This window comes from Aquabacterium sp. (assembly GCF_041909175.1).
GTDB lineage: Bacteria > Pseudomonadota > Gammaproteobacteria > Burkholderiales > Burkholderiaceae_C > Aquabacterium.
The window spans coordinates 27,414-53,175 of record NZ_JAYRDZ010000006.1; the positions used below are offsets into that span (position 1 = coordinate 27,414).

The 25,762-nt window shown below is 60.8% G+C and carries 22 protein-coding genes; 15 read left to right on the top strand and 7 right to left on the bottom strand.

Annotation, left to right across the window (positions count from 1 at the left end):
* The first annotated feature begins 29 nt into the window (after positions 1 to 29).
* The 4 genes from pstB to phoR are packed head-to-tail and all read left to right on the top strand — an operon-like array spanning position 30 to position 3,648.
* On the top strand, positions 30 to 815 hold the full coding sequence (gene pstB / locus ACE3PH_RS10100; protein ID WP_374318496.1) for a phosphate ABC transporter ATP-binding protein PstB: 786 nt from the start codon (positions 30 to 32) through the stop codon (positions 813 to 815).
* 49 nt (positions 816 to 864) lie between these two features.
* Positions 865 to 1,572 (top strand): phosphate signaling complex protein PhoU, encoded by a 708-nt coding sequence (gene phoU, locus ACE3PH_RS10105; protein ID WP_374318498.1) that lies wholly within the window; start codon positions 865 to 867, stop codon positions 1,570 to 1,572.
* A 27-nt stretch (positions 1,573 to 1,599) separates the two neighbouring features.
* Entirely contained in the window at positions 1,600 to 2,298 is a 699-nt protein-coding gene (gene phoB, locus ACE3PH_RS10110; protein WP_374318500.1) for a phosphate regulon transcriptional regulator PhoB, read from the top strand.
* A gap of 15 nt (positions 2,299 to 2,313) precedes the next feature.
* On the top strand, positions 2,314 to 3,648 hold the full coding sequence (gene phoR, locus ACE3PH_RS10115) for a phosphate regulon sensor histidine kinase PhoR (RefSeq protein WP_374318502.1): 1,335 nt from the start codon (positions 2,314 to 2,316) through the stop codon (positions 3,646 to 3,648).
* A 32-nt stretch (positions 3,649 to 3,680) separates the two neighbouring features.
* On the opposite strand, the gene ACE3PH_RS10120 is transcribed toward phoR, so the two are convergent.
* From ACE3PH_RS10120 to trxA, 4 genes are all read right to left on the bottom strand, one after another.
* Positions 3,681 to 5,366: a hypothetical protein gene (locus tag ACE3PH_RS10120; protein WP_374318504.1), complete on the bottom strand. Its 1,686-nt coding sequence runs from the start codon at positions 5,364 to 5,366 to the stop codon at positions 3,681 to 3,683.
* Positions 5,367 to 5,459: 93 nt separating this feature from the next.
* Positions 5,460 to 5,714, bottom strand: a complete 255-nt coding sequence (locus tag ACE3PH_RS10125) for a type B 50S ribosomal protein L31 (protein WP_374318506.1) — start codon at positions 5,712 to 5,714, stop codon at positions 5,460 to 5,462.
* 95 nt (positions 5,715 to 5,809) lie between these two features.
* Positions 5,810 to 7,072 (bottom strand): transcription termination factor Rho, encoded by a 1,263-nt coding sequence (gene rho / locus ACE3PH_RS10130; RefSeq protein WP_374318508.1) that lies wholly within the window; start codon positions 7,070 to 7,072, stop codon positions 5,810 to 5,812.
* Between the two features lie 275 nt (positions 7,073 to 7,347).
* On the bottom strand, positions 7,348 to 7,677 hold the full coding sequence (gene trxA, locus ACE3PH_RS10135; RefSeq protein ID WP_374318510.1) for a thioredoxin TrxA: 330 nt from the start codon (positions 7,675 to 7,677) through the stop codon (positions 7,348 to 7,350).
* Between the two features lie 310 nt (positions 7,678 to 7,987).
* Between trxA and ACE3PH_RS10140 the strand changes: the two genes are divergently transcribed.
* Positions 7,988 to 9,745, top strand: a complete 1,758-nt coding sequence (locus tag ACE3PH_RS10140; protein ID WP_374318512.1) for a serine/threonine protein kinase — start codon at positions 7,988 to 7,990, stop codon at positions 9,743 to 9,745.
* Here ACE3PH_RS10140 and ACE3PH_RS10145 read toward each other — a convergent pair.
* Positions 9,735 to 10,769, bottom strand: a complete 1,035-nt coding sequence (locus ACE3PH_RS10145) for a quinone-dependent dihydroorotate dehydrogenase (RefSeq protein ID WP_374318514.1) — start codon at positions 10,767 to 10,769, stop codon at positions 9,735 to 9,737. The genes ACE3PH_RS10140 and ACE3PH_RS10145 overlap by 11 nt on opposite strands.
* An 11-nt stretch (positions 10,770 to 10,780) precedes the next feature.
* On the opposite strand from ACE3PH_RS10145, the gene ACE3PH_RS10150 reads away from it, so the two are divergent.
* Together ACE3PH_RS10150 and ACE3PH_RS10155 are read left to right on the top strand one after the other, a co-directional pair.
* Positions 10,781 to 10,963, top strand: coding sequence for a hypothetical protein (locus ACE3PH_RS10150; RefSeq protein ID WP_374318516.1), 183 nt, complete (start codon positions 10,781 to 10,783; stop codon positions 10,961 to 10,963).
* Complete coding sequence (locus tag ACE3PH_RS10155) at positions 10,960 to 13,302, top strand: Tex family protein (RefSeq protein ID WP_374318518.1); 2,343 nt, start codon at positions 10,960 to 10,962, stop codon at positions 13,300 to 13,302. The genes ACE3PH_RS10150 and ACE3PH_RS10155 overlap by 4 nt, the downstream gene beginning before the upstream one ends.
* Before the next feature lie 3 nt (positions 13,303 to 13,305).
* Here ACE3PH_RS10155 and ACE3PH_RS10160 read toward each other — a convergent pair whose 3' ends face one another.
* Entirely contained in the window at positions 13,306 to 14,118 is an 813-nt protein-coding gene (locus ACE3PH_RS10160) for an SDR family NAD(P)-dependent oxidoreductase (RefSeq protein WP_374318520.1), read from the bottom strand.
* A 128-nt stretch (positions 14,119 to 14,246) separates the two neighbouring features.
* Here ACE3PH_RS10160 and ACE3PH_RS10165 point away from each other — a divergent pair, with 128 nt between their 5' ends.
* The 3 genes from ACE3PH_RS10165 (at position 14,247) to ACE3PH_RS10175 (ending at position 18,240) form a co-directional block, all read left to right on the top strand.
* Positions 14,247 to 15,722, top strand: coding sequence for a flavin-containing monooxygenase (locus ACE3PH_RS10165; protein ID WP_374318522.1), 1,476 nt, complete (start codon positions 14,247 to 14,249; stop codon positions 15,720 to 15,722).
* A gap of 73 nt (positions 15,723 to 15,795) precedes the next feature.
* A complete protein-coding gene (locus tag ACE3PH_RS10170; protein ID WP_374318524.1) occupies positions 15,796 to 16,866 on the top strand; it encodes a patatin-like phospholipase family protein in 1,071 nt (356 codons plus the stop codon).
* An 18-nt stretch (positions 16,867 to 16,884) separates the two neighbouring features.
* Positions 16,885 to 18,240, top strand: a complete 1,356-nt coding sequence (locus ACE3PH_RS10175; RefSeq protein ID WP_374318526.1) for a hemolysin family protein — start codon at positions 16,885 to 16,887, stop codon at positions 18,238 to 18,240.
* Here ACE3PH_RS10175 and ACE3PH_RS10180 read toward each other — a convergent pair.
* Positions 18,210 to 19,346 (bottom strand): iron-containing alcohol dehydrogenase, encoded by a 1,137-nt coding sequence (locus tag ACE3PH_RS10180; protein WP_374318527.1) that lies wholly within the window; start codon positions 19,344 to 19,346, stop codon positions 18,210 to 18,212. The genes ACE3PH_RS10175 and ACE3PH_RS10180 overlap by 31 nt on opposite strands.
* A 198-nt stretch (positions 19,347 to 19,544) precedes the next feature.
* Here ACE3PH_RS10180 and ACE3PH_RS10185 point away from each other — a divergent pair, with 198 nt between their 5' ends.
* From ACE3PH_RS10185 to ACE3PH_RS10205, 5 genes are all read left to right on the top strand, one after another.
* Complete coding sequence (locus ACE3PH_RS10185; protein WP_374318529.1) at positions 19,545 to 20,276, top strand: TetR/AcrR family transcriptional regulator; 732 nt, start codon at positions 19,545 to 19,547, stop codon at positions 20,274 to 20,276.
* A 74-nt stretch (positions 20,277 to 20,350) separates the two neighbouring features.
* Complete coding sequence (locus tag ACE3PH_RS10190) at positions 20,351 to 21,760, top strand: 3-oxoacyl-ACP reductase (protein ID WP_374318531.1); 1,410 nt, start codon at positions 20,351 to 20,353, stop codon at positions 21,758 to 21,760.
* Between the two features lie 6 nt (positions 21,761 to 21,766).
* Positions 21,767 to 22,627: a MaoC/PaaZ C-terminal domain-containing protein gene (locus ACE3PH_RS10195; protein WP_374318533.1), complete on the top strand. Its 861-nt coding sequence runs from the start codon at positions 21,767 to 21,769 to the stop codon at positions 22,625 to 22,627.
* Between the two features lie 51 nt (positions 22,628 to 22,678).
* Positions 22,679 to 23,968: an acetyl-CoA C-acetyltransferase gene (locus ACE3PH_RS10200; protein WP_374318536.1), complete on the top strand. Its 1,290-nt coding sequence runs from the start codon at positions 22,679 to 22,681 to the stop codon at positions 23,966 to 23,968.
* Between the two features lie 65 nt (positions 23,969 to 24,033).
* On the top strand, positions 24,034 to 25,755 hold the full coding sequence (locus ACE3PH_RS10205) for an AMP-binding protein (RefSeq protein WP_374318997.1): 1,722 nt from the start codon (positions 24,034 to 24,036) through the stop codon (positions 25,753 to 25,755).
* Positions 25,756 to 25,762 lie beyond the last annotated feature (7 nt).

The window sequence follows — 25,762 nt, forward strand, 5'->3', positions numbered from 1 at the left end:
GCATGTATTGAATATCCGGAGATTCCGACATGGATGCGAAGGTTCAAACCCCCGTCACCCCTCAGGCCAAGATGGCCGTGCGCAATCTGAACTTTTACTACGGCAAGTTCCACGCGCTGAAAAACGTCAACATGGAGTTGCCGGACAAGAAGGTCACGGCTTTCATCGGTCCTTCTGGTTGTGGCAAGTCGACCTTGCTGCGTACCTTCAACCGCATGTTCGAGCTGTACCCCGAGCAGCGTGCCGAAGGTCAGATCCTCCTGGATGGTCAGGACATCCTGTCCAGCAAGGATGATGTGTCGCTGATTCGCGCCAAGGTCGGCATGGTGTTCCAGAAGCCGACGCCGTTCCCGATGTCGATCTATGAAAATATCGCGTTTGGCGTGCGTCTGTTTGAAAGCCTGTCTCGTTCCGAAATGGATGAGCGCGTCGAATGGGCGCTCAAGAAGGCGGCACTCTGGAATGAGGTCAAGGACAAGCTGAACCAGAGTGGTTCCGGTCTGTCCGGTGGTCAGCAGCAGCGTCTGTGTATTGCCCGTGGTATCGCCATCAAGCCGGAAGTGCTGCTGCTGGATGAGCCGTGCTCGGCGCTGGACCCCATCTCGACAGGCAAGGTCGAGGAGCTGATCCACGAACTGAAGAACGATTACACGGTGCTGATCGTGACCCACAACATGCAACAGGCTGCGCGTTGCTCGGATTACACCGCCTACATGTACCTGGGAGAGCTGATCGAGTTCGGTCCGACAACGGACATCTTCATGAAGCCCACCAAGAAGGAAACCGAAGACTACATCACGGGTCGTTTCGGCTGATTCCTCACCTGCATTACTCGAATCACATCTATCTCAGACGGAGATCCACATGACGGAAAAGCACTTGTCCAGCCAGTTCGACATGGAGCTGAGCGGCATTTCGACCCGAGTGCTCGAAATGGGCGGCCTGGTCGAATCTCAAGTGGCGCTGGCCATCTACGCCTTGACCCATTTCAGTGGCGAGACTGCCAGCCAGGTGCTGGAGGCTGAAGAGCGTGTGAACCAGATGGAAGTGGACATTGACGCTGACTTGTCGGCCATCATCGCCCGCCGTCAGCCTACCGCCCGCGACCTGCGCCTGCTGATCGCCATCTCGAAGACCATCGGTAACCTGGAGCGTGTGGGCGACGAAGCCGCTCGCATCGCCCGTACCGTGCAACGCCTGATCAACATGGGTGTGTCCAGCCGCTTGCGCTTGCCAGTGTCGGATGTGTCCTTCGAGGCTGATCTGGCGACATCGTCGCTGCGCAAGTCGCTCGATGCCTTTGCCCGCCTGGATACCCAGACTGCGGTGGAAGTCATCAAGGCGGACAACGAAATCGATGCCGAGTTTGATGGGCTGATGCGCAAACTCATCACCTACATGATGGAAGACCCCCGCACCATCTCGACGGCCATTGACCTGGTGTTTGTGGCGAAGGCCATCGAGCGTGTGGGTGACCATGCCAAGAACCTGGCAGAGCAGGTGATTTACATCGTCAAGGGAACGGACGTGCGTCATAACTCCCCAGCGACGGTGGAGTCCATCATCAAATAAGTCAAAAAGACAAGCGGGAGGAGACCCATGAGCCGAGTTTTAGTTGTCGAAGATGAGGTGGCCATTGCAGAGCTGATTGCGCTGAATCTGCGCCATGCCGGCTTTGAGGTGACCGTCGCCCCCGACAGCGATTCCGCCCAGTTGGAGATCGACCGCGTCCTGCCGGACCTGGTGTTGCTGGACTGGATGTTGCCGGGTCAATCCGGGCTGGTGCTGGCCAAGCGCTGGCGTACCGAGGCGCGGACCAAGGATCTGCCCATCATCATGCTGACGGCGCGCGCGGAAGAGGTGGACAAGGTGGCTGGCCTGGATGCGGGCGCTGATGACTACCTGACCAAGCCGTTTTCAACTCATGAGTTGATGGCGCGGGTCCGCGCGGTGTTGCGTCGCAAGGCGCCCCAGGCTCTTGATTCGGCCGTGGAGGTCGCAGGTCTGCGTCTGGACCCCGCTACGCGCCGTGTGTCTCGCTCTGATCAGGAAGTGAAGATCGGTCCGACCGAGTTCAAGCTGCTGCACTTCTTCATGACGCATCCTGAGCGGGTACACAGCCGTGCCCAGTTGCTGGATCGGGTCTGGGGTGACCATGTGTTCATCGAAGAGCGTACGGTGGATGTGCATGTCAAGCGTCTGCGTGAAGCACTCGCACCAGTGGATCGCTCGCAGTTGATTGAAACAGTGCGTGGTGCCGGCTATCGCTTGACCCAGCAGGTGAGCAACGTCGCCTGATTGAACGCCCTCTCGATGGTAGATACGACAAATTCCTGGCTGCTGTCCCGTGTCAGCGCCCGTTTGATCACGGCCCTGCTGGGGGGCGGACTGGGATGGTGGTTTGGTACGCATATTGGCTATCCAGCGACCACCAGTGTGTTTGTAGGGGCTGCCGCGGTCCTGTCGCTCACGGTCTTTGACACGCTCAAAGGCTACAAGCTGCTTGACTGGTTGCGCACCCCCGAGGCAGAGACCCCAAATCTGCCTGGTCTTTGGGGCGAGGTTGGACACCGCATCTACCGTGTCCTGCGCAACAAGGACATGCAACTGGCTGAGGAGCAGCGGCGGCTCCAGCAATTTTTGTCAGCCATTCAGGCCTCTCCAAATGGCCTGTTGTTGCTCGACGAGAACGAACACATCACCTGGATCAGCGATGCCGCGGCAGATCACTTCGGTCTCGATCCCGTTCGCGATTTGCGTCAGCGCGTGACCAACCTGATCCGCCAGCCGGCATTTGTCCAGTACCTGCAGTCTCGCGACTACAAAGATCCGGTGAAATGTCTGATGCCGCGTGGCATGCAAGGCTTCATATCGGTGCAGGCTCGGCGCTATGGCGATGGGCAGACGCTGATCCTGTCGCAAGACATCACCGAGCGAGAGCGCGCCGACAACATGCGACGCGATTTCGTGGCCAATGTGTCGCACGAAATCCGCACGCCGCTGACTGTGCTCAGCGGGTTCATCGAGACGCTCGCTTCACTGCCTTTGACCGAGGTGGAGCGAACCAAGGTGATTGGTTTGATGTCGCAGCAAGCTGATCGCATGCAGACGCTGGTGGCGGATCTGCTGACCTTGGCTCAGATCGAGGGGAGCCCTCGGCCCGCATCTGACCGGTGGACACCCATCGCCAGTTTGATGCGTCGCCTGCAGGTCGATGCAGAGGGCTTGTCCCGCGGCCGTCACCCCCTGACGTTCACGATAGACAGTCAGGGCAGGGAGGTGGAGTTGGCTGGTGTGGAAAGTGAATGGATCAGTGCCATGGGCAATCTGGTTTCCAACGCCATTCGCTACACCCCGGATGGGGGCAGCGTCGATGTGCGCTGGGCATGCCTGCCTGAAGGTGGGGGCGAGTTCAGCGTGCGTGATGGGGGCATTGGCATCGAGGCGGAGCATATTCCTCGATTGACTGAGCGCTTCTATCGGGTCGACAGCAGCCGTTCACGTGGGACCGGGGGAACCGGTCTGGGCTTGTCTATTGTCAAGCACGTGGTTCAGCGCCATGGTGGTGAGATGCGGATCACCAGTGAACCTGGCCGGGGCTCCACCTTTTCAATTCAAGTGCCTGCAGCCCGAGTCAAGGCGCATTGAAGAAGGCTTGCAAGAGCCGGCTACCAGTGGGATCAATTGGCGCGCCGGAAAATGGCCACCGACTCGGAGTTGCGTGTCCGCTGGTTGACGCGCGCAACCAGCGTCCAGCCAGCCACTTCAGGTGAGCGGGCCTTGGCCGGCAACGTGATCATCAGGGTGCCGCAGCGAGCAGGAACATCGTTGATGGCCCAGGTGCCATTGACTTCATAGTTGCCAAAATATTCCAGGGCCGTGAGCAAGCCGGTCGATGCCTCGGGTGCGGCAACGCACGTTTTGGGCTGAATGTAGGTCTGCACGCGGGTCATGAACAGACGGTAACTGCGAGCCTGGTCAACCGGTGGCAGCATCAACGTCATGGCCAGAAGCCACCACAGCGCAACGCCGCCAGCGGGCAGCACCAGGCTCTTCCACAGAGCGTGGGTGTGGCGTGAGGTGCGCCAACGCACCAGTGCCAGCCACAGGACCGAGCCAAGCAGCGCAGCGAACAAGGCCACGATGGAAAAGTCGTTCACGTAGCCGGGTACCAGCTTGCTGACGTTCGCGGCCATCTGTGCTGGGCGCCCAGTGAACATCGCGCCATATGTAAGCCAGACCAGGATGGCGCCAGCGGTGAAGAAGCAGACAGAGAACCAGTCGAGGGCCGCACCCAGGCTGCGTTGCAGAATGGGCAGCGCGAATGCGGCAAGGATGGACAGGGCCGGCAGGGCCAACAACAAGGCACGATCACTGGCGCCCATGGCCAGGCTGGACACCATGGCGATGAGCGCCACGCACAACGGCACGGCAATGTGCCGGCGCAGCACCTGGCGGCGCCAGTGCCATACGGTCAGTGTGGCCAGGGGCAGGGTAGGCCAGGCAAACCAGGCTGCAAGTCGCAGAAGGTCCGCCAGGTGGAGGCCAAAGGTCACCCGGAGTTGCCATCCTGACAGACCCGCGAAGGTCAACCAGCTTGCCAAGGCGGCTGCGAGGAGGGTTGCGCCGACCACCCAGATGCGATGGTGGTGCATGCCGTCATCATGAGACAGGCTGCACACTGCCGTGCCTGCTACGCCCAGCAACACCGCCACCGTGGGGCTGCCACTCAAGGCCATGCATGCCAGACCGCCCAATGCTGTCAATCTGGCGGCGAGTGGTTTGGCAGGTGCGACGGCCAGGCTGAACAGGAACATGGTGCTGCCGAGCAACTGCAGCAGCTCGGGGGTCGTTTCATGCCCGAGCAACAGCAAGCCCAGGGTAGCGATCAGCGCCAGCAGCGCGCCATCCGCGACAGCTCGCGCATAGTCTTGTGGCTGGGCTTCGCCGCCGAAGGCCAGAGGCAGGGGTTGCGCGGCATCTGTACGGGCCAGGTAATAGCAGGTGTACCAGGTCAAGGCCAGTACTGCGGCCAGAATGAACGCAAATGGAATGCGCGCAGCGAGAGCCGGGTCCAGCCAGGGGCTGGTCAGTGAAATGGATGCTGCACCAAGCCAATACGGCAAGATGCCCCCGCCCGACGGCAGGACGCCACCGATATTCGGGTGCAGCCAGGAGGCCTGCCCGAGCGCGATGCTCCACATGTGGCCGAAGGCCGTGATATCCGCATTTTTCCAGGGGTCGCGGCCGAATAGCCCCGGCAGCACATAGGCCGCGCAGAACAACAGCAAAGCCCAGCGAGGCAGTCGCCGAACCGCTTTCTGGGTGACCAGGGCGGGAGAAATGACGGAAAACGTGGAGGGCATCGGCAGGTGCAAAACAAAAAGGCAGCCGAGGCTGCCTTTTGATCAGTGTGATTGATTCAGCAGGCGTGCTTGGCGCACATCCTAGCCGACCAATTACTTCTTGAGGTGCGCAAACTTGTTGCGGAACTTCTCGACGCGGCCGCCCAGCGAGTCGACGCTCTTTTGGGTGCCGGTGTAGAAAGCGTGCGATTCAGAAGAGGTTTCGAGCTTGAACAGGGGCAGCTCACGACCATCTTCCAGCTTGATCGATTCCTTGGTGGGGGCGCAAGAACGGGTCACGAACTTGAAGCCGTTGGATTGATCAACGAAGCAGACTTCGCGGTAATCAGGGTGGATGCCTTGTTTCATCTCGAACCTTTTGCTGTGAATTTTTGACGTGGAAGCCACGTGCGCCCTATGCGCTCGCACTTTCCGACAGCCTGAAAAACCTCAGATTATAGCACTTATCCGCCGCGGCGCATCATGTCGAAGAACTCGTGGTTGTTCTTCGAGGATTTCATCTTGTCGAGGATGAACTCCATCGCCTCGATTTCGTCCATGGGATAGAGCAGCTTGCGCAAAATCCAGCTCTTTTGCAGGATCTCCGGCTTCAGGAGCAGCTCTTCACGGCGGGTGCCCGACTTGTTCAGCAGAATCGACGGGTACACGCGCTTTTCCGACATGCGGCGATCCAGGTGGATTTCGCAGTTGCCGGTGCCCTTGAACTCTTCGTAGATCACTTCGTCCATGCGGCTGCCAGTGTCGACCAGTGCGGTGCCGATGATGGTTAGAGAACCACCTTCTTCCACGTTACGGGCGGCGCCAAAGAAGCGCTTGGGGCGTTGCAGGGCGTTGGAGTCCACGCCGCCTGTCAGCACCTTGCCGGAGCTGGGCAGGACGTTGTTGTAGGCGCGTGCCAGACGGGTGATCGAGTCCAGCAGGATGATCACATCCTTCTTGAGTTCGACCAGACGCTTGGCGCGCTCGATCACCATTTCTGCGACCTGCACATGGCGCTGGGCCGGTTCGTCGAAAGTGGAACTGATGACTTCGCCTCGCACGGTGCGCTGCATTTCCGTCACTTCTTCCGGGCGTTCGTCGACCAGCAGCACGATCATGTGCGCGTCGGGATAGTTGGCGGTGATGGCGTGCGCCAGATTTTTCATCATCACCGTCTTGCCGCTCTTGGGTGGCGCGACCAGCAGCGCACGCTGGCCTTTGCCGATCGGGGCAATCAGGTCAACGATGCGGCTCGTGATGTTCTCATCGCTGCGCACCTCGCGTTCGAGCTTGAACTGCTCGTCAGGGAAGAGCGGCGTGAGGTTTTCGAACATGATCTTGTTCTTGTTCACCTCAGGAGCCAGGCCATTGACGCGATCTACCTTCACCAGTGCGAAGTAGCGCTCGCCATCTTTGGGCACGCGCACTTCGCCTTCGATCATGTCGCCGGTGTGCAGGTTGAAGCGGCGCACTTGGCTTGGCGACAGGTAAATGTCGTCGGTGCTGGCCAGGAAGCTGGCATCCAGCGCGCGGAGAAAGCCGAAGCCGTCAGGCAGCACTTCGAGGACGCCGTCGCCGAAGACCTGTTCGCCCGCCTTGGCGCGCTTTTTCATGATCGCGAACATCAGCTCTTGCTTGCGCATGCGAGCGACGTTCTCGATTTCCAGGCCTTCAGCCATCTCGACCAGTTTCGAGATGTGCAGTGCCTTCAGTTCGGAAAGGTGCATGGATAGTGACCCTGTGCGTAACCCATATCGGCTGGCGTGCGGAGCAAGCCCTGAACAGTCAGGCAATCGGGTGTCGAGGGGTGGACAAAAAATGACCGGAGGTCAAACGCTTTTGTCGGGAGCCGGCAGTCTGGGTGATCCGCTCATGTACGGAGAGCCATTCATGAGCGTTGACTGTTGCTCCACCATTGGGCTGTTGGGCCGTCAGGTGTGACGCTGACTGGCCGATGTTTTTCAGCCAGTTAGGTGATTATAGGTGTGAAAAACCCTGGAAATTACAGGGTGGCGTCAATGAAGGCTGTCAATTGAGCCTTCGAGAGCGCCCCGACCTTGGTGGCGGCCAGTTGGCCACCCTTGAAGATCATCAGTGTGGGGATGCCGCGGATGCCGAACTTGGCCGGCACTTCACGGTTTTGGTCAACGTTCATCTTGGCGATGCTCAGACGACCGCTGTAGTCTTTGGCCACTTCGTCCAGGATGGGGGCGATCATCTTGCATGGGCCGCACCATTCGGCCCAGTAATCGACCAGAACGGGGGTGGCCGACTGCAGAACATCTGCGTCGAACGAGGCGTCGGTAATGTGCTTGATCAGGTCGCTGCTCATTTAGAAATATCCTAGGTAACGCCGCCGGTCTTTGTACATCCAAGGGGGTGTCCGGGGCACGTTGAGAAGATTCTGACACAGAAGATGACCACTCTGCAGGCGAGTTCAAGAGCCATTTTTGCTATGAGTGTCATAGCCGTGTTTGATGACTGGATGACACAGGATGCTCTAAATCGCTTTACCTTTAGAAAAATAAGGACGATTCCGGCTTGTAGTTGATGGATCGCATGGTTACAAATGCGTTCCAATAGCGACTATTGCTGTACGTGCCCCCAAGGGTTTGAGGCCAGATTTCCTCGTTGATGCTTTCATGACCGCAGTCGCGCCCCCCAATCCACCGCAGGTGATCTCTCGGTTCGGTCGCTATGAGTTGCGGCAGATGTTGTGCCGTACCTTGGCTGCGAGCACCTGGTTGGCGTTTGACCCGCGCGCGGGTCTGGATGTGCTGCTGTATGTGCCCCGGGTTCAGCCTCGTTCACCGCGGGATCTGGACGAGTGGCTGCAGGATGTCCAGTCTGGAGCGAGGTTGCAGCATCCGCGCTTGGTGGAGGTTCTGGAAACGGGCGTGCACGAGGGCTGGCCTTATGCCAGCGCGCACCGTGACGGGCGATTGACGCTGCAGGAGCATTTGGCTCAAAACGGGGTGCCATTGCCTGCAGAGGCTGCTGGATGGATGTCTGACGCCCTGGAAGGGCTTGCCTATGCCCACGAGGCTGGGGTCGTGCACCGTGATATTGGCCTGCACAGTTTGCTGATCGACAGCACAGGGCGTGTCAGTATGGCCGGGTTGGCTGTCGGGCTGATGGCTGATACGCCGGGAAGACCGCGTGGTGCCCCAGTGCGGCAGCATGTGCGTGAAGAGGCCGAGCGCGATGTGCTCATGGCCGGTTTGCTGCTTCATCGTTTGCTGGTCGGTCAACCGGCTCTGGATGATCCTGACCTGGGTAGTGCAGCACAGCGTGTTGGGCCTGAAATTGTCAGATTGCCCTGGAGTGGTGCCCATCCCATACCGGATACCTTGCGCGCGATCGTCAACCGCGCGACGGACCGCCAACAACGTCAGCGCTACCTGAATGCCCGCACCTTGCTGTCGGCATTGCAGGGTTGGATCAAGACCAACGAAGAGGAGTCCGGCGGGCCATTGGCTTTGCTGCTGGATCGCCTGAACACGGTCGGCAATCTGCCCAGTCGGCCGCGTGCTGACAAGGCCTTGTTGCAGTCGCTTGGTCAGGAATTGATGCGGGTGGATGACATTGTCGAGGTCATCACACGCGATCCCGGCCTGGTCTGGGAGTTGCTGCGCAGCGTGAATACCGCGCGGTTTCAGAACGGCACGGGCGAAGATCGGGTGACCACGATCACGCGGGCGATTGTGCTGTTGGGCCAGCAGGGGCTGCGGCGCGTGCTGGGCAGCTTGCGGCCCTGGCCTGGTGCACTGGCCATAGCCGGCCAGACGGCAGGGCTGGAGGCGGGTTCAGCGCAAGTCGCGCTGGGCAAGGCCTTGCGCAGGGCTTGTATATCTGGCCAGATGGCCAGGTTGCTCGCACCTTTTTCCATCAGCGATGAAGAGTCGCTGGTGGCGGCCATGTCACAACGGCTGGGTGAGTTGCTGGTGCTGTATCACTTCCCAGAGGAAGCTGCCCAGATCGAGCGTCTGATGCAGCCTGGGCCCCCGCAGCCGGGTAATACAACACCAACGCCAGGCATGTCAGCGGAAGCTGCAGCGGGTGCGGTGCTGGGCATTGATCTGACTGAACTGTCAGTGGCCGTCATGCGGCATTGGGGTATGGATGACCGCTTGCAGCACGCGGCACGGCCGCTTAATCGGACCCTTGCCGTACGCAAACCCGATGACGCTGTCGAGACGCTCCGTGCTGTGGCCAGCCTGGCTGACGAGTTGGCCGACGCGATCGGGATGGACCCCGCCAAGCAGCAGCATGTGATTCATCATTGCACCACCCGCTACGCGCGGGCGCTGAATCTGCATGCGAAAGAGTGTCAGGAAGTGCTCGATACATCGATCCGACTGGTCGATGCACCGATTCAATTGAACAACGTCAACCCTTGAGTGCCTTGGCGCACTCGGTGACCAGGGCCGGGCCCTTGTAGATCAGGCCGGTGTAGATCTGAACCAGGTCTGCGCCCGCATCCAGCTTGGCTCGCGCATCAGCACCACTCATGACACCACCGACGCCAATGATCGGGAAGCGTGGCCCCAGTGCGGCGCGCAGCTGACGGATCACCATGTTGCTGGCCTCGAATACCGGGGCGCCACTGAGCCCGCCGGTTTCTTCGGCGTGTTGCAGCCCTTTGACCGCATCTCGGCCAATGGTCGTGTTGGTGGCAATGACACCATCGATGCCATTGTTCTGCAGCGTGGCAGCAATCACGGATACTTGGGCTTCGCTCAGGTCCGGTGCGATCTTCACGAAGATCGGCACCTGACGATGGTGTTCAGCCTGCAGGGTCACGCGGCGCGCTTGCAGGGCGCCCAGCAGGCGGTCCAGGGCTTCATCGCTTTGCAACTCACGCAGGTTCTTGGTGTTGGGCGACGAGATGTTGACCGTGACGTAATCGGCCCATGGGTAGACCCCGTTCAGGCAGGCAAGGTAGTCATCCACCGCATTGTCGATGGGGGTGGTGGCGTTCTTGCCGATATTCAGCCCGAGGATGCCGCCTTGTTCACGGAAGCGCGCCTTGCGCACATTGGCCACGAAGGCATCAAGGCCGTCGTTGTTGAAGCCCAGGCGGTTGATCAGTGCGTTGGCTTCAGGCAGGCGGAACATGCGCGGCTTGGGATTGCCAGGCTGCGCCTTGGGGGTCACGGTGCCCACCTCGACGAAACCAAAGCCGAGTGCGCCCAGTCCGTCAATGCAGCGGCCATTTTTGTCCAGGCCTGCGGCCATGCCAATGCGGTTGGGGAAGGTGATGCCAGCCAGCTCCACTGGGTCTTCCACACGCTTGGCACCCCAGGCGCAGGCGAGCGGGGTGTTCTGGAATCGGGCCAGGGCGCCCATGGTGAGTTCGTGGGCGAGCTCGGGGTCCAGGCTGAAGAGAATCGAGCGGGGCAGGGCGTAGGGGATCAGGGACATGACCGGTTGGGGTGTTCTTCAATGCCAGCGAACAGGCCGGCGCAACCTCGTATTGTCCCTCATTCGCAGCGCCCTTCATGTACGGTTGTGAAGTGCCGGGCTGTGGCAAACTGCGCGCCCTGATCGTCGCCGGCGCGGCTGATGGCGCGATCAGTTTTTGTGTCGACCGACAGCCGATGAAAGCGCAAGCTTGAACAAGATCCTGATGCAACTGGCGGCTGAACTGAAGGTTCGGCCTGCACAAGTGAATGCAGCTGTGGAGCTGCTTGATGGTGGGGCAACCGTGCCTTTCATTGCGCGTTACCGCAAGGAGGCCACCGAGGGGCTTGATGACGCGCAGCTGCGTGAACTGGAAGTGCGCCTGACCTACCTGCGTGAGCTGGAAGATCGGCGCGAAGCGGTGCTCAAGAGCATCGACGAACAAGGCAAGCTGACGCCGGAATTGCGCGCAGCCATCGAGGCCGCCCCAACCAAGCAGGATCTGGAAGACCTGTATCTGCCCTACAAGCAGAAGCGGCGCACCAAGGCAATGATCGCCCGCGAGGCGGGTATCGAGCCGCTGGCCGACAAGCTGGTTGCCGACCCATCGCTGGATCCGCAGGCCGAGGCGGCGAGCTTCATCAACGCCGAAGCAGGCTTTGGCGATGTCTTGGCCGTGCTGGATGGCGTGAGGGATATCTTGTCCGAGCGTTGGGCAGAAGACGCCACGCTGGTTGGCAAGCTGCGTGAGTGGCTCTGGGAAGATGGGTTGTTCCGCTCCAGTCTGATGGCCGGCAAGGATGAGAACAACCCTGACGTGGCCAAGTTCCGCGACTACTTCGACTACGACGAGCCGATTCGCACGGTGCCCTCGCACCGCGCCCTGGCTGTGTTCCGCGGGCGCACCCAGGAAATCCTGGATGCCAAGTTGGCGCTGGATGAGGAACTGGTTCCTGGGCAGCCGTCGATGGCCGAAGGCCGCATAGCCCGGCACCTGGGCTGGAGCCATGCCAAACGTCCGTCAGATGACTTGATTCGCAAGTCGATTGCCTGGACCTGGAAGGTCAAGCTGAGCTTGAGCCTGGAGCGTGACCTGTTTGCACGCCTGCGCGAAGAGGCTGAAAAGACCGCCATCAAGGTGTTTGCTGAAAACCTGCGTGACTTGCTGCTGGCTGCGCCTGCTGGCAAGCGTGTGGTCATGGGGCTGGACCCCGGTATCCGCACCGGCGTGAAGGTGGCGGTCGTCAATGAAACCGGCAAGGTGCTGGACACATCGACGATTTATCCGCACGAACCCAAGCGCGATTGGGAGGGCTCGATTCACACGCTGGGCCGGCTCTGCGCCAGCCATGGCGTCAACCTGATCGCCATTGGCAACGGCACGGCCAGCCGCGAAACCGACAAGCTGGCAGGCGACTTGATCAAACGCATTCAGCAATTGGCTCCGGGCACACCGATCGACAAGGTGGTCGTGTCCGAGGCCGGTGCGTCGGTCTATTCGGCTTCGGAGTACGCCAGCAAGGAGTTGCCCGAGCTGGACGTCAGCCTGCGTGGTGCGGTGTCGATTGCACGGCGCATTCAGGATCCGCTGGCCGAGTTGGTGAAGATCGACCCCAAGAGCATCGGGGTGGGGCAGTACCAGCACGACGTCAACCAGAGTGACATGGCGCGCACCCTCCATGCCGTGGTCGAGGATTGCGTGAACGGGGTGGGCGTTGATTTGAACACCGCCTCGGCACCGTTGCTGTCTCGGGTATCGGGGCTGAGCACGGCGGTGGCCAACAGCATCGTGCGCTGGCGTGATGCCAATGGGGCGTTCCGCAACCGCAAGCAGCTGATGGATGTGGCCGGTCTGGGTGCCAAAACCTTCGAGCAGGCCGCCGGTTTTCTGCGTATTCGTGAGGGTGACAACCCGCTGGATGTGTCGGGTGTGCACCCTGAGACCTACCCGGTTGTCGAGCGCATGCTGGCTGCCGTGGGCAAGCCAATCAGCGAGGTGATGGGGCGTGCCGAGGTGCTGCGCACGCTGAAGCCGGAAGTGTTTGCCGATGAGAAGTTTGGTGTCATCACGGTCAAGGACATCCTGGCGGAACTGGAAAAGCCGGGCCGCGATCCGCGTCCGGACTTCAAGGTGGCCCGATTCAATGACGGAGTTGAAGACATCAAGGATCTGCGCGAAGGCATGGTGCTGGAAGGCACGGTCAGCAACGTGGCGCAGTTTGGGGCGTTTGTGGATCTGGGTGTCCACCAGGATGGTCTGGTGCATGTCAGCCAACTGGCGAACAAGTTCGTCAACGATGCCCGCGAGGTGGTCAAAACGGGTGACATCGTGAAGGTGAAGGTGCTGGAGGTTGATCTGCCTCGCAGCCGAATTTCGCTGACGATGAAACTGGATGCTGCAGCCGCACCCAAAGCTGCAGGGGCAGGGCGGGACAACGGCTTCCGCCCGGCAGCGCGCAATGAGCGGGCTGGGGGCGGTCAGCGAGGGCAGCAGGCAGCACCAGCGCAGTCGGCCATGGCCGCCGCGTTTGCCAAGCTGCAAACGAAGCGTTGAGCCTCAGTGGGGCGTGTGGCCGGTGGTGCGAGCCAACCGACGCCGCCCCAACCAGATCATCAACCCAAAGACCGAACTGGTCAGGCCGGGTGCCAGGCTGGCAGTTTTGGCCAGCAGGGCGCGCCAACCAGGCAGGATGATCTCCACCGGTGCCTTGTTCATGGCCTTCAGAACGGCTTGAACGACCTTGTCCGGCGGCATTGGCCCCGAGCCGGAAAAGATCATGGCCGCCTCCGGGCGCAGGTTGTCTGGCCCCAGCATGGGGGTGGCCACGGCGTCCGGGCAAATGGCCGTGACCTTCACGCCATGTGCGCGCAACTCCTGCGCCACACTCAGGGAATAGCCACGCGCTGCGAACTTGCTCGCGCAATAGATCGCACAGCCTGGTACGGGCGACACGCCGGCAATCGACGCGATGTTGATGATGTGGCCATGGCGACGTGGCACCATCAGGCGTGCGGCAGCCTCGGTCCCGAAGATCAGCCCCTTGGTGTTCACATCGATCTGCAGGTGGATGCTGGCTGTGGAGGTTTGCCCGACATACTCGGGGCGAAGCACGCCCGCGACGTTCATGACCGTATCGAGTTGGGGCCATTGAGCGGCGATGTCACCCATCAGGCGTTCCCAGGCTTCGGCGTCGCGCACATCCAGCGCACCCGTGCGCAAATGAGCGGGACTGGATGCGTGCACCTGCAGTTTGCTCAAGCCTGCGACATCGAGGTCAACCGCCCAGACGTGATCGCCGCGGCGAAGCATGGTTTGTGCAATCAGAAAGCCGATGCCGCTGGCTGCGCCGGTGATGAGGTGATGGGCCACGAGGGTCTCCGTTTCAAACAGGAACTCAGGGATTTGTCCGAATGGTGGGAAAACAGTCTTCCTGACACCATGTGTATTCAGATTTGATCACCACGATGCACTCCCGTGCTACCCAAGGAATCCCCAGCATGAGTACTTCAGATTTGCGGACGCGACCTGGTCGCACGGTCATCATTGGTGCCGGCTTCGGGGGGCTGGGCATGGCCATCGCCTTGAAGAAGGCCGGGTTCGACGACGTGCTAATCCTGGAAAAAAGCCAGGATGTGGGCGGCTGCTGGCGTGAAAACAGCTATCCGGGGGCCGCATGCGATGTGCCTTCCCATCTCTACTCGTTCTCGTTCGAGCCCAATCCGCGGTGGACCCGCAAGTACGCCCCACAGTCCGAGATCCATGCCTATCTGCAGCATTGCGCTCGCCAATACGGGCTCATGGACCGCATCCGCTTTGGGGCGGAGGTGGCCTCTTTGCGTTTCCTTGGCGTGGAGGACGGTTGGGAGGTGACGCTGTCGCAAGGCGAGGTGCTGCATGCGCAGTTCGTGATCTCGGCCTGTGGCCAGCTCAGCACGCCCCAGTTGCCTGCTATCGAAGGCTTGTCCTCCTTCAAGGGCCCTCAATTTCACTCGGCCCACTGGGACCATGGCTTGTCACTTGACGGGCTCAAGGTGGCGGTGATCGGTACCGGGGCGAGTGCCATCCAGTTCATCCCCGAGGTGGCCCCCAAGGTGGCCGAGCTGACCGTGTACCAGCGCTCGGCGCCCTATGTGATCCCGAAGGATGATCGCCCTTACACACCTTCAGAAACAGCGCGCTTCACCCGGTGGCCGAAGCTGCAGGCACTCAGCCGTGCCTGGATTTATCTGACACATGAGGCGCGTGCGCTGGCGTTCACCCATGTGCCGCAGGCCATGTGGTTTGTGCAGCAATCATTTCTGCGCCACCTGAGGCAGCAGGTGCCTGACCCCTTGTTGCGCGCCCAGCTCAAGCCCGACTACACCGTGGGCTGCAAGCGGGTGCTGATATCCAATGACTTCTATCCGGCGATGTCTCGCCCGAACGTCAAGCTGGTCACCGATGCGATCACCCGCGTCGTCCCCGAGGGCGTGGTCACGGCGGGCGGTCAGTTGCATCCGGCGGATGTGATCATCTACGGCACGGGCTTCGCAGCAACCCAGTTCCTGACCCCCATGAAAGTGACTGGGCGCGATGGGCTCGACCTGCACGACGTCTGGAAGCGTGGTGCGCAGGCCTACCTCGGCATGACCGTGTCGGGCTTCCCCAACTTCTTCATGTTGTATGGACCGAACACCAATTTGGGACACAACTCGATCGTGTACATGCTGGAAAGCCAGATCGAACACATCAGCCGCTGCATGCAAGCCATGCGCAACCAGGGCGTGAAGGCCATTGAGGTTCCACGCGCCCGATTCGACCAGTTCAATGACCGCATCACTGCCGGACTCAAGCGCACGGTCTGGGCCGCAGGGTGCTCCAGCTGGTATCAGACCCGTGACGGCGTCAACCCGACCAACTGGCCAGGCTTCACCTTCAGCTACCGCTGGCTGACGCGTCGGGCTGATCTTGGCGATTACCAGGTACTTGGCTGACGCGCTGCACGTTTGGCTGCTGTCCGGTATCCTTCAATGCATCGCGGCCTGTTGGCCGCTTTGTCGTTGAACCATGAAAGCGTTGCACATCCATGCCGGGCCGGTTGCCCGTCGTCACATTGAACAGCATGGGCTGCGTCCATCCGACGTGGCCCTGGTCCCCGCCGCAGCCGGAGGCCCTAAGGGCCTGATTCTTTCGCACATCGACCGTCAGTTGTTTGGTAGCTGGTTCAACGAGGTCGATCACCCTTTGCATCTGGTGGGTGCGTCCATCGGGGCATGGCGCATGGCGGCTGCGGCGATGCCCAACCCGGTCAAAGCGTTTGAAGACCTGGCGCAGGTTTACATCTCCCAGCGTTACGACCTTGAACCGGGCAAGAAGATGCCCACGCCTGCCAGCGTCAGCCGCGGGTTTGAAGAGACGCTGCGCGCCTTCTTTGAGCGTGACCTGCAGTCCGTACTGCATCATCCGACGCGCCGTCTGCATGTTCTGACCTCGCGAGGGCGGCATGTGCTGCGCGCGGGTGGGCGCGTGGGTGCTCCGCTTGGCTTTGCAGGGCTGGTGCTGGCTAATGCTGTGTCGCGTCGGGGCGTCGGGGCTTTTCTTGAGCGGCATGTGTTTTCCACGCCAGGTGATCGGCTGCCGATTGCGCTCGATGATCAGCCTACACGGCACATCACGCTGACCGAGGCGAATTTCCTGCCGGCCGTGCAAGCCTCCTGCAGCATTCCGTTCGTGCTGGATGGTGTTCGCAACATCCCGGGGACGCGCCGTGCCACTCACTGGGACGGTGGGCTCATCGACTATCACCTGCACTGGGATTACGCAGGCATGCCTGCCGGCTTGGTGCTGTATCCCCACTTTCAGCGAACCATCGTGCCGGGCTGGCTCGACAAGGTGTTCAAGTCGCGTCATCGACCCACTCCCGGGCTGGATAACGTGGTGACACTGGTTCCCAATCCGGAATGGGTGGCGTCGTTGCCCAATGGCAAGCTGCCAGACCGCAATGATTTCAAGGCGCTGGGGGAAGCCGAGCGCATCCGTGACTGGACCAAGGCTGTCGCTGAAAGTGCACGCCTGGCTGATGAATGGCAGATGTGGCTGGATAAAGGGTGCCCTGTTGAGGTGATTCAGCCTCTGTGAGGCCACTACACTGCAGACATGGATACCTCTGTCAGCCTGTTGCTGATTGCCCTTCTGATTGCGCTCAGCGCGTTCTTTTCGACTGCGGAACTCGCTGTGGCGGCATCACGTCGCGTGCGTCTGCGTCAGTTGCTCGACCAGGGCGAGTACCGGGCCCAGGCGGTGCTCAAGGTGCAGGAAGAGCCTGGTGACTACTTCACTGTCATCCAGATCGGGCAGAACAGCGTGGCCATTCTGGGTGGCATCGTGGGCGAGGGCGCCTTGTCTCCTTTTGTCCAGCAACTGTTGTTGCGCGTGGGCGTGGCGATGGAGACTGCACAGACCGCCGGGGTGTTGACGTCCTTCGTGGTGGTAACCAGTCTGTTCATTCTGCTGGCAGACCTTTTTCCCAAGCGTCTGGGCATGGTTGCACCGGAACAAGTCGCTGTGCGGGTGGTAGGCCCGATGCACTTCTTTCTGGCAGTCTTCCACCCCATCGTGTGGTTCTTCAGTCGGCTCACCGATGCCTTGTTCAAGCTGTTGAACCTGCCGCAACGGCGTGATGACACCATCACCTCGGACGACATTCTGGCCATGGCCGAAGCCGGGGCTGAGGCGGGCATCCTCGATGCCAGCGAGCACGAGGTCATCGAAAACGTGATCGAGCTGGACACCCGCACGGTGACCAGTGCCATGACCGGTCGGGAGCGCATCGTCTACTTTCTGCTCGATGACAGTGACGAGCTGATCAAGGCCCGGATTGACCAGTACCCCCATTCCACCTACCTGGTGTGCGATGGCGACATCGACCATGTGGTCGGCTATGTCGACTCGAAGTTCCTGCTCAGCCGCGTGCTGAAAGGGCAACCCTTGTCGCTGCGCTCAGAGGGCCTGGTGCACAAGGCGCTGATGGTGCCCGACCGTCTGACCCTGTCCGAGGTGCTGGACCAGTTCCGGCAGGCCGCCGAAGACATCGCTGTCATCCTCAATGAATACAGTCTGGTCGTGGGCATCATCACCATCAATGACGTGATGAACACCGTGATGGGCGGGCTGGTCAGTCCGCTTGATGAAGAGCAGATTGTTCAACGGGATGCCGATTCCTGGCTGATCGATGGCGTGACCCCCATCCCGGATGTGTTGCGCGCGCTGGAACTCGATGGGTTGCCCCATCAGGATGACTACCAGACCCTGGCAGGTTTCCTGATGGTGATGCTGCGCCGCATTCCCCGCCGGACCGATGCAGTGGAGTGGGGTGGCTATCGCTTTGAGGTGATGGACGTCGACAGCCACAAGATTGACCAGGTCATGGTGACCCGCCTGCGCAGCGGTCCGGATGGTCCGGGCGGGGCCGCGCAGCAGGCTCACATGGATTCGGCGAGCAAAGCCCTGTAGTCGTCCGCCGAGGGCGTGCGCGGGTTCGTCTTGTGGCAATGGTCTGCCAACGCGCCCTTGATGATCTGGTCAAACCAGTCACGCTGTACGCCGAGTTGTTCAAGCCCGGAAGCCAGACCAAGCCGGGCATTCATGTCGCGGATGGCCTGCGGAATGAGTTCACCCGATGGCAGGCCCATGACACGCGCCATGCGGTCCAGTCGGCAGTCTTTGCGCATGGATTCGGCCTCGGCATTGAATCGGATCACGGCGGGCAGGAACATGGCGTTGAGCGTGCCGTGGTGCAGCTTGGGGTTGATGCCGCCGAGGCTGTGGCTGAGGCTGTGTACGGCCCCCAATCCCTTCTGGAAAGCCATCGCGCCTTGCATGGACGCGCTCATCATGTTCAGTCGGGCCTCTCGATCCTGACCATCTCGTGTCGCCCGTTCGATGTGGTGCCAGGCGCGCTCCAGACCATCCAGCGCGATGCCATCGGCAGGCGGGTTGAAGGCCGGCGCCATGAAGGTTTCCATGCAATGGGCGATGGCATCCATGCCGGTTGCCGCAGTGAGCGCCGATGGCAGCCCAACGGTGAGTTCGGGGTCGCAGATCGCGGCCTTGGGCATGAGGTTCCAGGAGTGGAACCCGAGCTTGCGTCCATCTTCCACGATGATGATGGCGCCCCGCGCGACTTCGCTGCCGGTACCTGCGGTCGTGGGCACGGCGATCAGCGGGGCGGCATGTGGTGTGATCAGTGGCGAGCCACCTTCGATCGTGGCGTAGCGTGTCAGTGGCCCTTCGTGGGTGGCGACGATGGCCAGCCCTTTTGCCAGGTCGATGGCTGAGCCTCCCCCTACAGCGATCAGACCATCACATTCGCCTGCGATATAGGCTGCCTTGGCCGTCAGCACGGCTCTTTCTGTCGGGTTGGATGGGGTGTCGCTGAAGATGCTCACCGGCCATCCAGCCAATTGGTCCAGCGCTGTTTGCAAGACACCAGCGGCCTTGACGCCAGCATCGGTCACCACCATGGGGCGGCGGATGCCAACCCGTTCGCACTCCGCTGGAAGCGTCGCAATGGCACCGAAGTCGAACTGGATTTGGGTCAGGTAGAGGATGGTGGACATGGTCTGATGCGGCTGAATGTGGGTCCGCTGCATCGTATCGCCACTTGAGTTAGGTACTTACCCTGCATGCCGACCCCCGTTATTCGGGGGTAATTTAAAAAAAGAGCGTGCAACAGGGTGTCACATCAAAAAGCTTGACCTACCATACGCTTCGATGGATAAAACGAACGTTTGAAACGTTCGTATTCGGAGCAGCAATTGACCACCTCTTCAGTCACCCGCCTGGTACCGGCTGATACCAAGACCCGCATCCTTGACGCAGCAGAGACCCTGTTCGTCACGGGCGGCTATGAATCGATGTCGATGCGGCAGATTACCGCATCGGCCAATGTCAACCTAGCCGCAGTCAATTATCACTTTGGCAGCAAGGATGCACTCATTCAGGCCGTACTGGCCCGACAACTCGACCCTTTGAACGAGCACCGTGTCGCATTATTGCAGTGGTTCGACAAGGAGTTGGGCGACAAGCTCACTTGCGAGCATGTACTGGTCGCCTTGTTTCTGCCGGCCGTGCGCATTTTCAGGGGTGATGGCCCACATGCCGAGCGCTATCTGCATTTCATCGGGCGGGCCTACACCGATCCCTCGCCGGTGGTGCGCGACTACATCAACAGCCGCTACATCGAAACGCTGGGAGGCTTCTTCTTCGCCTTTCAACGCACCTTGCCCAGCCTGAGTCGCGATGAACTCGGGTTCCGCCTGCACTTCGCGCTGGGCGCGCTGTCGGGCATCCTGGCTGGTGGTGAAACCCAGCGTCTCATCCGTGATTTCACCAGAGGTGAGGGGGATGACGAGGCGCTCATCCTCGCGCGCTTGTCCTCGCTCATGGTGGCTGCGCTCAACGCCCCCTTGCCAGATGCGGTGCAGTCCCGTGTCTTTGGCGCCATCCTCAACAGCCCGGGCATGCCACTCAATGGCCCGTTGGGCTGACGCCTGACATCTTCACCTCCTGTTTCAACCTCGCCGTGCCCCGGCACAGGCATCACCCACAGCGACGTATCAGCATGAAAGACGGTTACCTCGACTTTGCCAATTCCCCGATGGGGGCCAAGCTCGTCAACGCCCTGGGTCTGCCCAAGCCGATGCCGCTGGAGCGGTATCAGCAGGGGCAGCCGGTCATCCAGGGGACAGTGCTGGTCGGTGGTGGGGACAAACCGCAACTGCTGGAGGCCCTGGCATCGGTTTTCAAGTCCATCGGTGCACAGACGCTGGCACATGCGCGCCTTCCGCAATGGGTGGCTGTTGCCAACAAGGCAGGATTGACAACCGGACGCTGGGGTCATGACGGGCAGCCGGGCGAGAAGGTCAAGGCCCTGGTGTTCGATGCCACGGGGCTGGACGACAGTACGCAGTCAGATGCGCTGTACTGGTTCTTTCACGAAACGGTGCGGTCCCTGCTGCCTTGTGGCCGGGTGATTGTGTTGGGTCGTCCGCCTGAGTTGTGCGCCTCCCCACGCAAGGCCACCATCCAGCGCGCACTGGAAGGGTTGGTGCGCTCGCTGGGCAAGGAGTTGAAAAAGGGCGTCAATGCGCAGCTCGTCTATGTAGCCGAAGGCGCCGAGGCGCACATCGAGTCCACTTTGCGCTTTCTGCTCTCCCCCAAGTCGGCTTATGTCTCGGCGCAGGTCATTCGCGTTGGGGTGGGCACGGGCGCTGTGGTGGCGCCGGCCGACTGGAGCCTGCCCTTGGCGGGCAAGAAGGTTCTGGTGACGGGGGCGTCTCGCGGTATTGGGGCTGCCATTGCGGCTGTGATGGCGCGCGATGGTGCAGAAGTCATTTGCCTGGATGTGCCCCAGGCCCAAGCACCCCTCGACGAGGTCGCCAAACAGCTCGGTGGCCAGGCCATTGCGCTGGACATTGGCGCGGCCGATGCGCCACAGAAGCTGGTGGATGCCGCTCAGGCCCAGGGTGGCTGGGATGTGGTGGTGCACAACGCCGGTATCACCCGTGACAAGACCATTGCCAACATGAAGGAAAGCCTGTGGCAACTGGTAGTCAACGTGAACCTGTCAACACAGGAGCGCATCAACGAGGCGCTGGTGGCCTCTGGGGCCCTCCGTCCGGGCGGCCGCATCGTGTGCGTGTCATCCATTTCCGGTATCGCCGGCAACATGGGGCAGACCAACTACGCGGTCTCCAAGGCCGGTGTGATCGGGATGGTGCAAAGCTCGGCGCCGGTGTTCAGCGAGAAGGGCATCACCATCAATGCGGTGGCGCCGGGCTTCATCGAAACGCAGATGACGGCGGCCATTCCCTTTGCGATCCGTGAAGCAGGCCGCCGCATGAACTCGATGAACCAGGGCGGGCAGCCTGAAGATGTGGCCGAGGCCATTGCGTGGTTTGCCAGCCCGGCTTCGAGCGCCATCACTGGCAATGTGGTGCGGGTGTGTGGTCAGAGCCTGTTGGGTGCCTGATCAGCGATGGACACCATCGAGATCAACAAGCTGGCGAGTCCGGTCTCGCTGTATCTGGGGGCATTGCAGTCCAGCAGCAAGCGTCCGGGGGCTGTGGACGCTTTGCCAGAGGTAACGCTGGTGCGGCCGAAGGTCTGCCTGGAAGAGGCTCACGTCGCGGCTTATGCTCGGGTCTGCGGTTTCTGCAAGGTGCATGGCGTGCCGATTACCTACCCGCAGATGCTGGCCTTTCCACTGGCCATGACGTTTTTCGGGTCGAAGTTCAATCCCTGGCCGGCCATGGGCACGGTCCATCTGGGCAACTGCATACGGCAACATCGCCATCTGAATGTGGGTGACGAGGTGCGCGTGGAGTTGAGCACGGGGCCCTTGTTGTCCCACGAAAAGGGGCAGGTCTACCGCCTCGACATGCGCGTGTTGCGTGGTGACGATCTGGTCTGGGAGGGCGAGCAATTTCTGCTGCGCGTAGGCGCACGTCAGCCACGCGGCGAGGCTTATGTCTCGGCCTTGGTTGACCCTACACCCTTGTCGCACCAGGCCGATTTCGTGGCCTCGGCTGGCATTGGTCGCACATATGGACATGTGTCGGGCGACATCAATCCGATTCACCTCTCTGCGATCACGGCGCGTGTTTTTGGCTTCAAACGGGCCATTGCACATGGCATGTGGACCAAGGCCAAGGCGCTGGCGACGTTGCTGCCACGTGACGTGATCGACCAGGCCGAGGTGATCGCGGAGTTCAAGACGCCGCTTTATCTGCCATCCAAAGCCTCGTTGTGGTCATCACGTCGAGACGACGGTGCGCTGTTTGAGGTGCGCAACGCCAAGGGCGACAAGCCACATGTGCGTGGACGCGTGACCTACTGATTTCGATTCAACGCTGTTCTTTTACCCATTTCTTCCTGCAAGGCCCAGAGCATGAGCACCATCCGTCGCGTCGCCATCATCGGCGGCAACCGCATTCCGTTTGCCCGGTCGAACACGGTCTATTCGCATGTGTCCAACCAGGACATGCTGACCTCGACCATCCAGGGTTTGGTTGATCGCTTCAATCTGCATGGCGAACGTCTTGGTGACGTGGCGGCTGGCGCGGTGATGAAGCATTCGCGTGATTTCAATCTGGTGCGCGAATCGGTCTTGTCCACCACCTTGGCACCGGAAACCCCAGCATATGACCTTCAGCAGGCATGCGGTACTGGCCTGGAGGCCATCATGTTGGTGGCCAACAAGATTGCGCTGGGGCATATCGAATGCGGCATTGGCGGCGGGGTGGACACCACCTCTGATGCTCCCATCGGCATCAACGAAAAGATGCGCCAGATTCTGCTGGAGGTGAACCGCGCCAAGACGACCAGCCAACGCCTGGCCTTGCTGTCGAAAATCCGCCCCAGCATGCTGGTCAAGCCGGTGATTCCCCGCAACGGTGAGCCGCGTACCGGTTACTCCATGGGCGAGCACGCCGAGTTGATGGCGCGCGAGTGGGGCATCAGCCGGGAAGACCAGGATCAACTGGCCTATGCGTCGCACAAAAATCTGTCGCGCGCCTATGACGATGGTTTTTTTGCCGACCTGATGACGCCGTTCAAGGGTGTCAGCAAGGACAACAACCTGCGTGCGGAACTGACACTGGACAAGCTCCGTTCGCTCAAGCCCTGCTTCGACAAGAAGGTCGCGCCAGGGCAGGGCACCTTGACCCCGGGCAACTCGACGCCCTTGACAGATGGGGCATCGGCCGTGTTGCTGGGCAGCGAGGAGTGGGCCCAGGCTCGCAATTTGCCGGTCCTGGCGTACATCACATTCAGTGAAGTGGCTGCCGTGGACTTCTTCAACAAGAAGGAAGGCTTGTTGATGGCGCCGGCCTATGCCGTGCCCCGCATGCTGCAACGCGCCGGGATCAGCCTGCAGGACTTCGATTTCTACGAGATTCACGAAGCCTTCGCAGCGCAGGTGTTGTGCACCTTGAAGGCCTGGGAGGACCCTCGCTACTGCAAGGAGCGACTGGGGCTGGACAAGCCGCTTGGCAGCATCGACCGAAGCAAGCTCAACATCAACGGCAGTTCGCTGGCAGCAGGGCATCCGTTTGCAGCGACGGGTGGCCGTATCGTGGCCACCCTGGCCAAGATGTTGGCGCAAAAAGGCAGCGGTCGTGGGCTGATCTCCATCTGTGCCGCAGGCGGCCAGGGCGTGGTCGCGATCATTGAGCGCTGAGGCGCGCTGTCTGACAACCATTCAGGAGACCCCCCATGAGCTCAGCAGCCCTCGCAGCCGAACCGATGCGCACCCCTCTGGTCAAGCCGGACGGCAGTACCAACCGCATCTGGTTGAAGTCCTACGTGGAGAGTGTTCCCCACGAAATCGATCTGCACAAGTACCAGTCGCTCAACGACTACTTCGATGAGTGCATCAACAAATACCGTCAGCGTCCGGGGTTTGTCAGCATCGGTACGGAGATGTCATACGACCGTCTGGAGCGGCTCGTGCTGGCCTTTGCGGGCTGGTTGCAAAGCCAGGGGGTGAAGAAGGGTGACCGCGTCGCCATCATGCTGCCCAACACCTTTCAGTATCCCGTGGCACTGTTTGGTGTGTTGCGCCTGGGTGCCGTGGTGGTCAATGTGAACCCGCTCTACACGGCGCGTGAACTGAACCACCAGTTGCGAGACAGTGGTGCGGAAACCATTCTGGTGATGGAGAACTTTGCCAGCACCTTGCAGGAAGCCTTGCCTGGTACGCAGGTCAAACGCATCGTGTTGACGCAGATTGGGGACTTGCTGTCCGACGGCATGCTGAACCTCAAGGGCCGACTGCTGAACTTGGTGATCCGCAAGGTGCAGAAGATGGTCCCCGCCTATCAGTTGCCTGGGGCACTGTGGATGCGCGATGTGCTGCAGGCCGGGGCCAAGGTGAAGGTGCGCAAGGAGCGTCTGTTGCCTGAGGATCTGGCCTTCCTGCAGTACACCGGTGGCACCACCGGGGTGGCCAAGGGCGCCATGCTGTCGCACCTCAATGTGCTGGCCAACTGCCAGCAGGCCATGGCCTGGTCGGAAGGGCAACTCACCGGTGAGACGGAAACCATCGTCACACCCTTGCCGCTGTATCACATCTACTCGCTCACGGTGAACTGCCTGATTTTCATGGGCATGGGCGGGCGCAATATCCTGATTGCCAACCCCCGTGACACCAAGCGGGTGATGATGATCCTGAAGAAGGAAAATTTCAGCGGCATCACCTGCGTCAACACCTTGTTTGCTTCATTCCTGGATGACCCGGAGTTCCGCAAACGCAACTTTTCCAACCTCAAGCTCACCATGGCCGGCGGCATGGCCTTGCAGCGCGCGGTGGCAGAGCGCTGGAAAGAGGTGACCGGCAATGCCATCGTCGAAGGCTACGGCCTGACCGAGTGTTCGCCGATCGTGACGATCAACCCGGTTGATGTGTCTCGCCCCATGCCGACTTTCACGGGCTCCATCGGGCTGCCCGTGCCTTCTACCGAAGTGCGCATGCGCCGAGAGGACGGCACGTGGGCCGATCTTGGTGAGCCGGGCGAGCTGTGCGTGCGTGGGCCACAGGTCATGCAGGGCTACTGGCGGCGCCCGGAAGAAACGGCCAAGGTCATCGATGCAGACGGCTGGCTTGCCACTGGCGACATTGCCGTGATGGACGATGAGGGCTTCATCCGCATCGTCGATCGCAAGAAGGACATGATCCTGGTGTCGGGCTTCAACGTGTACCCGAATGAAATTGAAGATGTGCTGGCCAGCCATCCGGACGTGAAGGAAGTGGCGGCCATTGGCGTACCGGACCCAGTTGCAGGTGAACGTGTGAAGGTGATCATCGTGCCGCGCACGCCTGCCTTGACCAAGGAGTCGGTCATCGAGCATTGCCGAGCCAATCTGACGGGGTACAAGATTCCGCGGATTGTTGAATTCCGCGACGCCGAGTTGCCGAAGTCACCGGTCGGCAAGATCCTTCGACGAGAATTGAGGGACGGCAAGTAACCCTCTA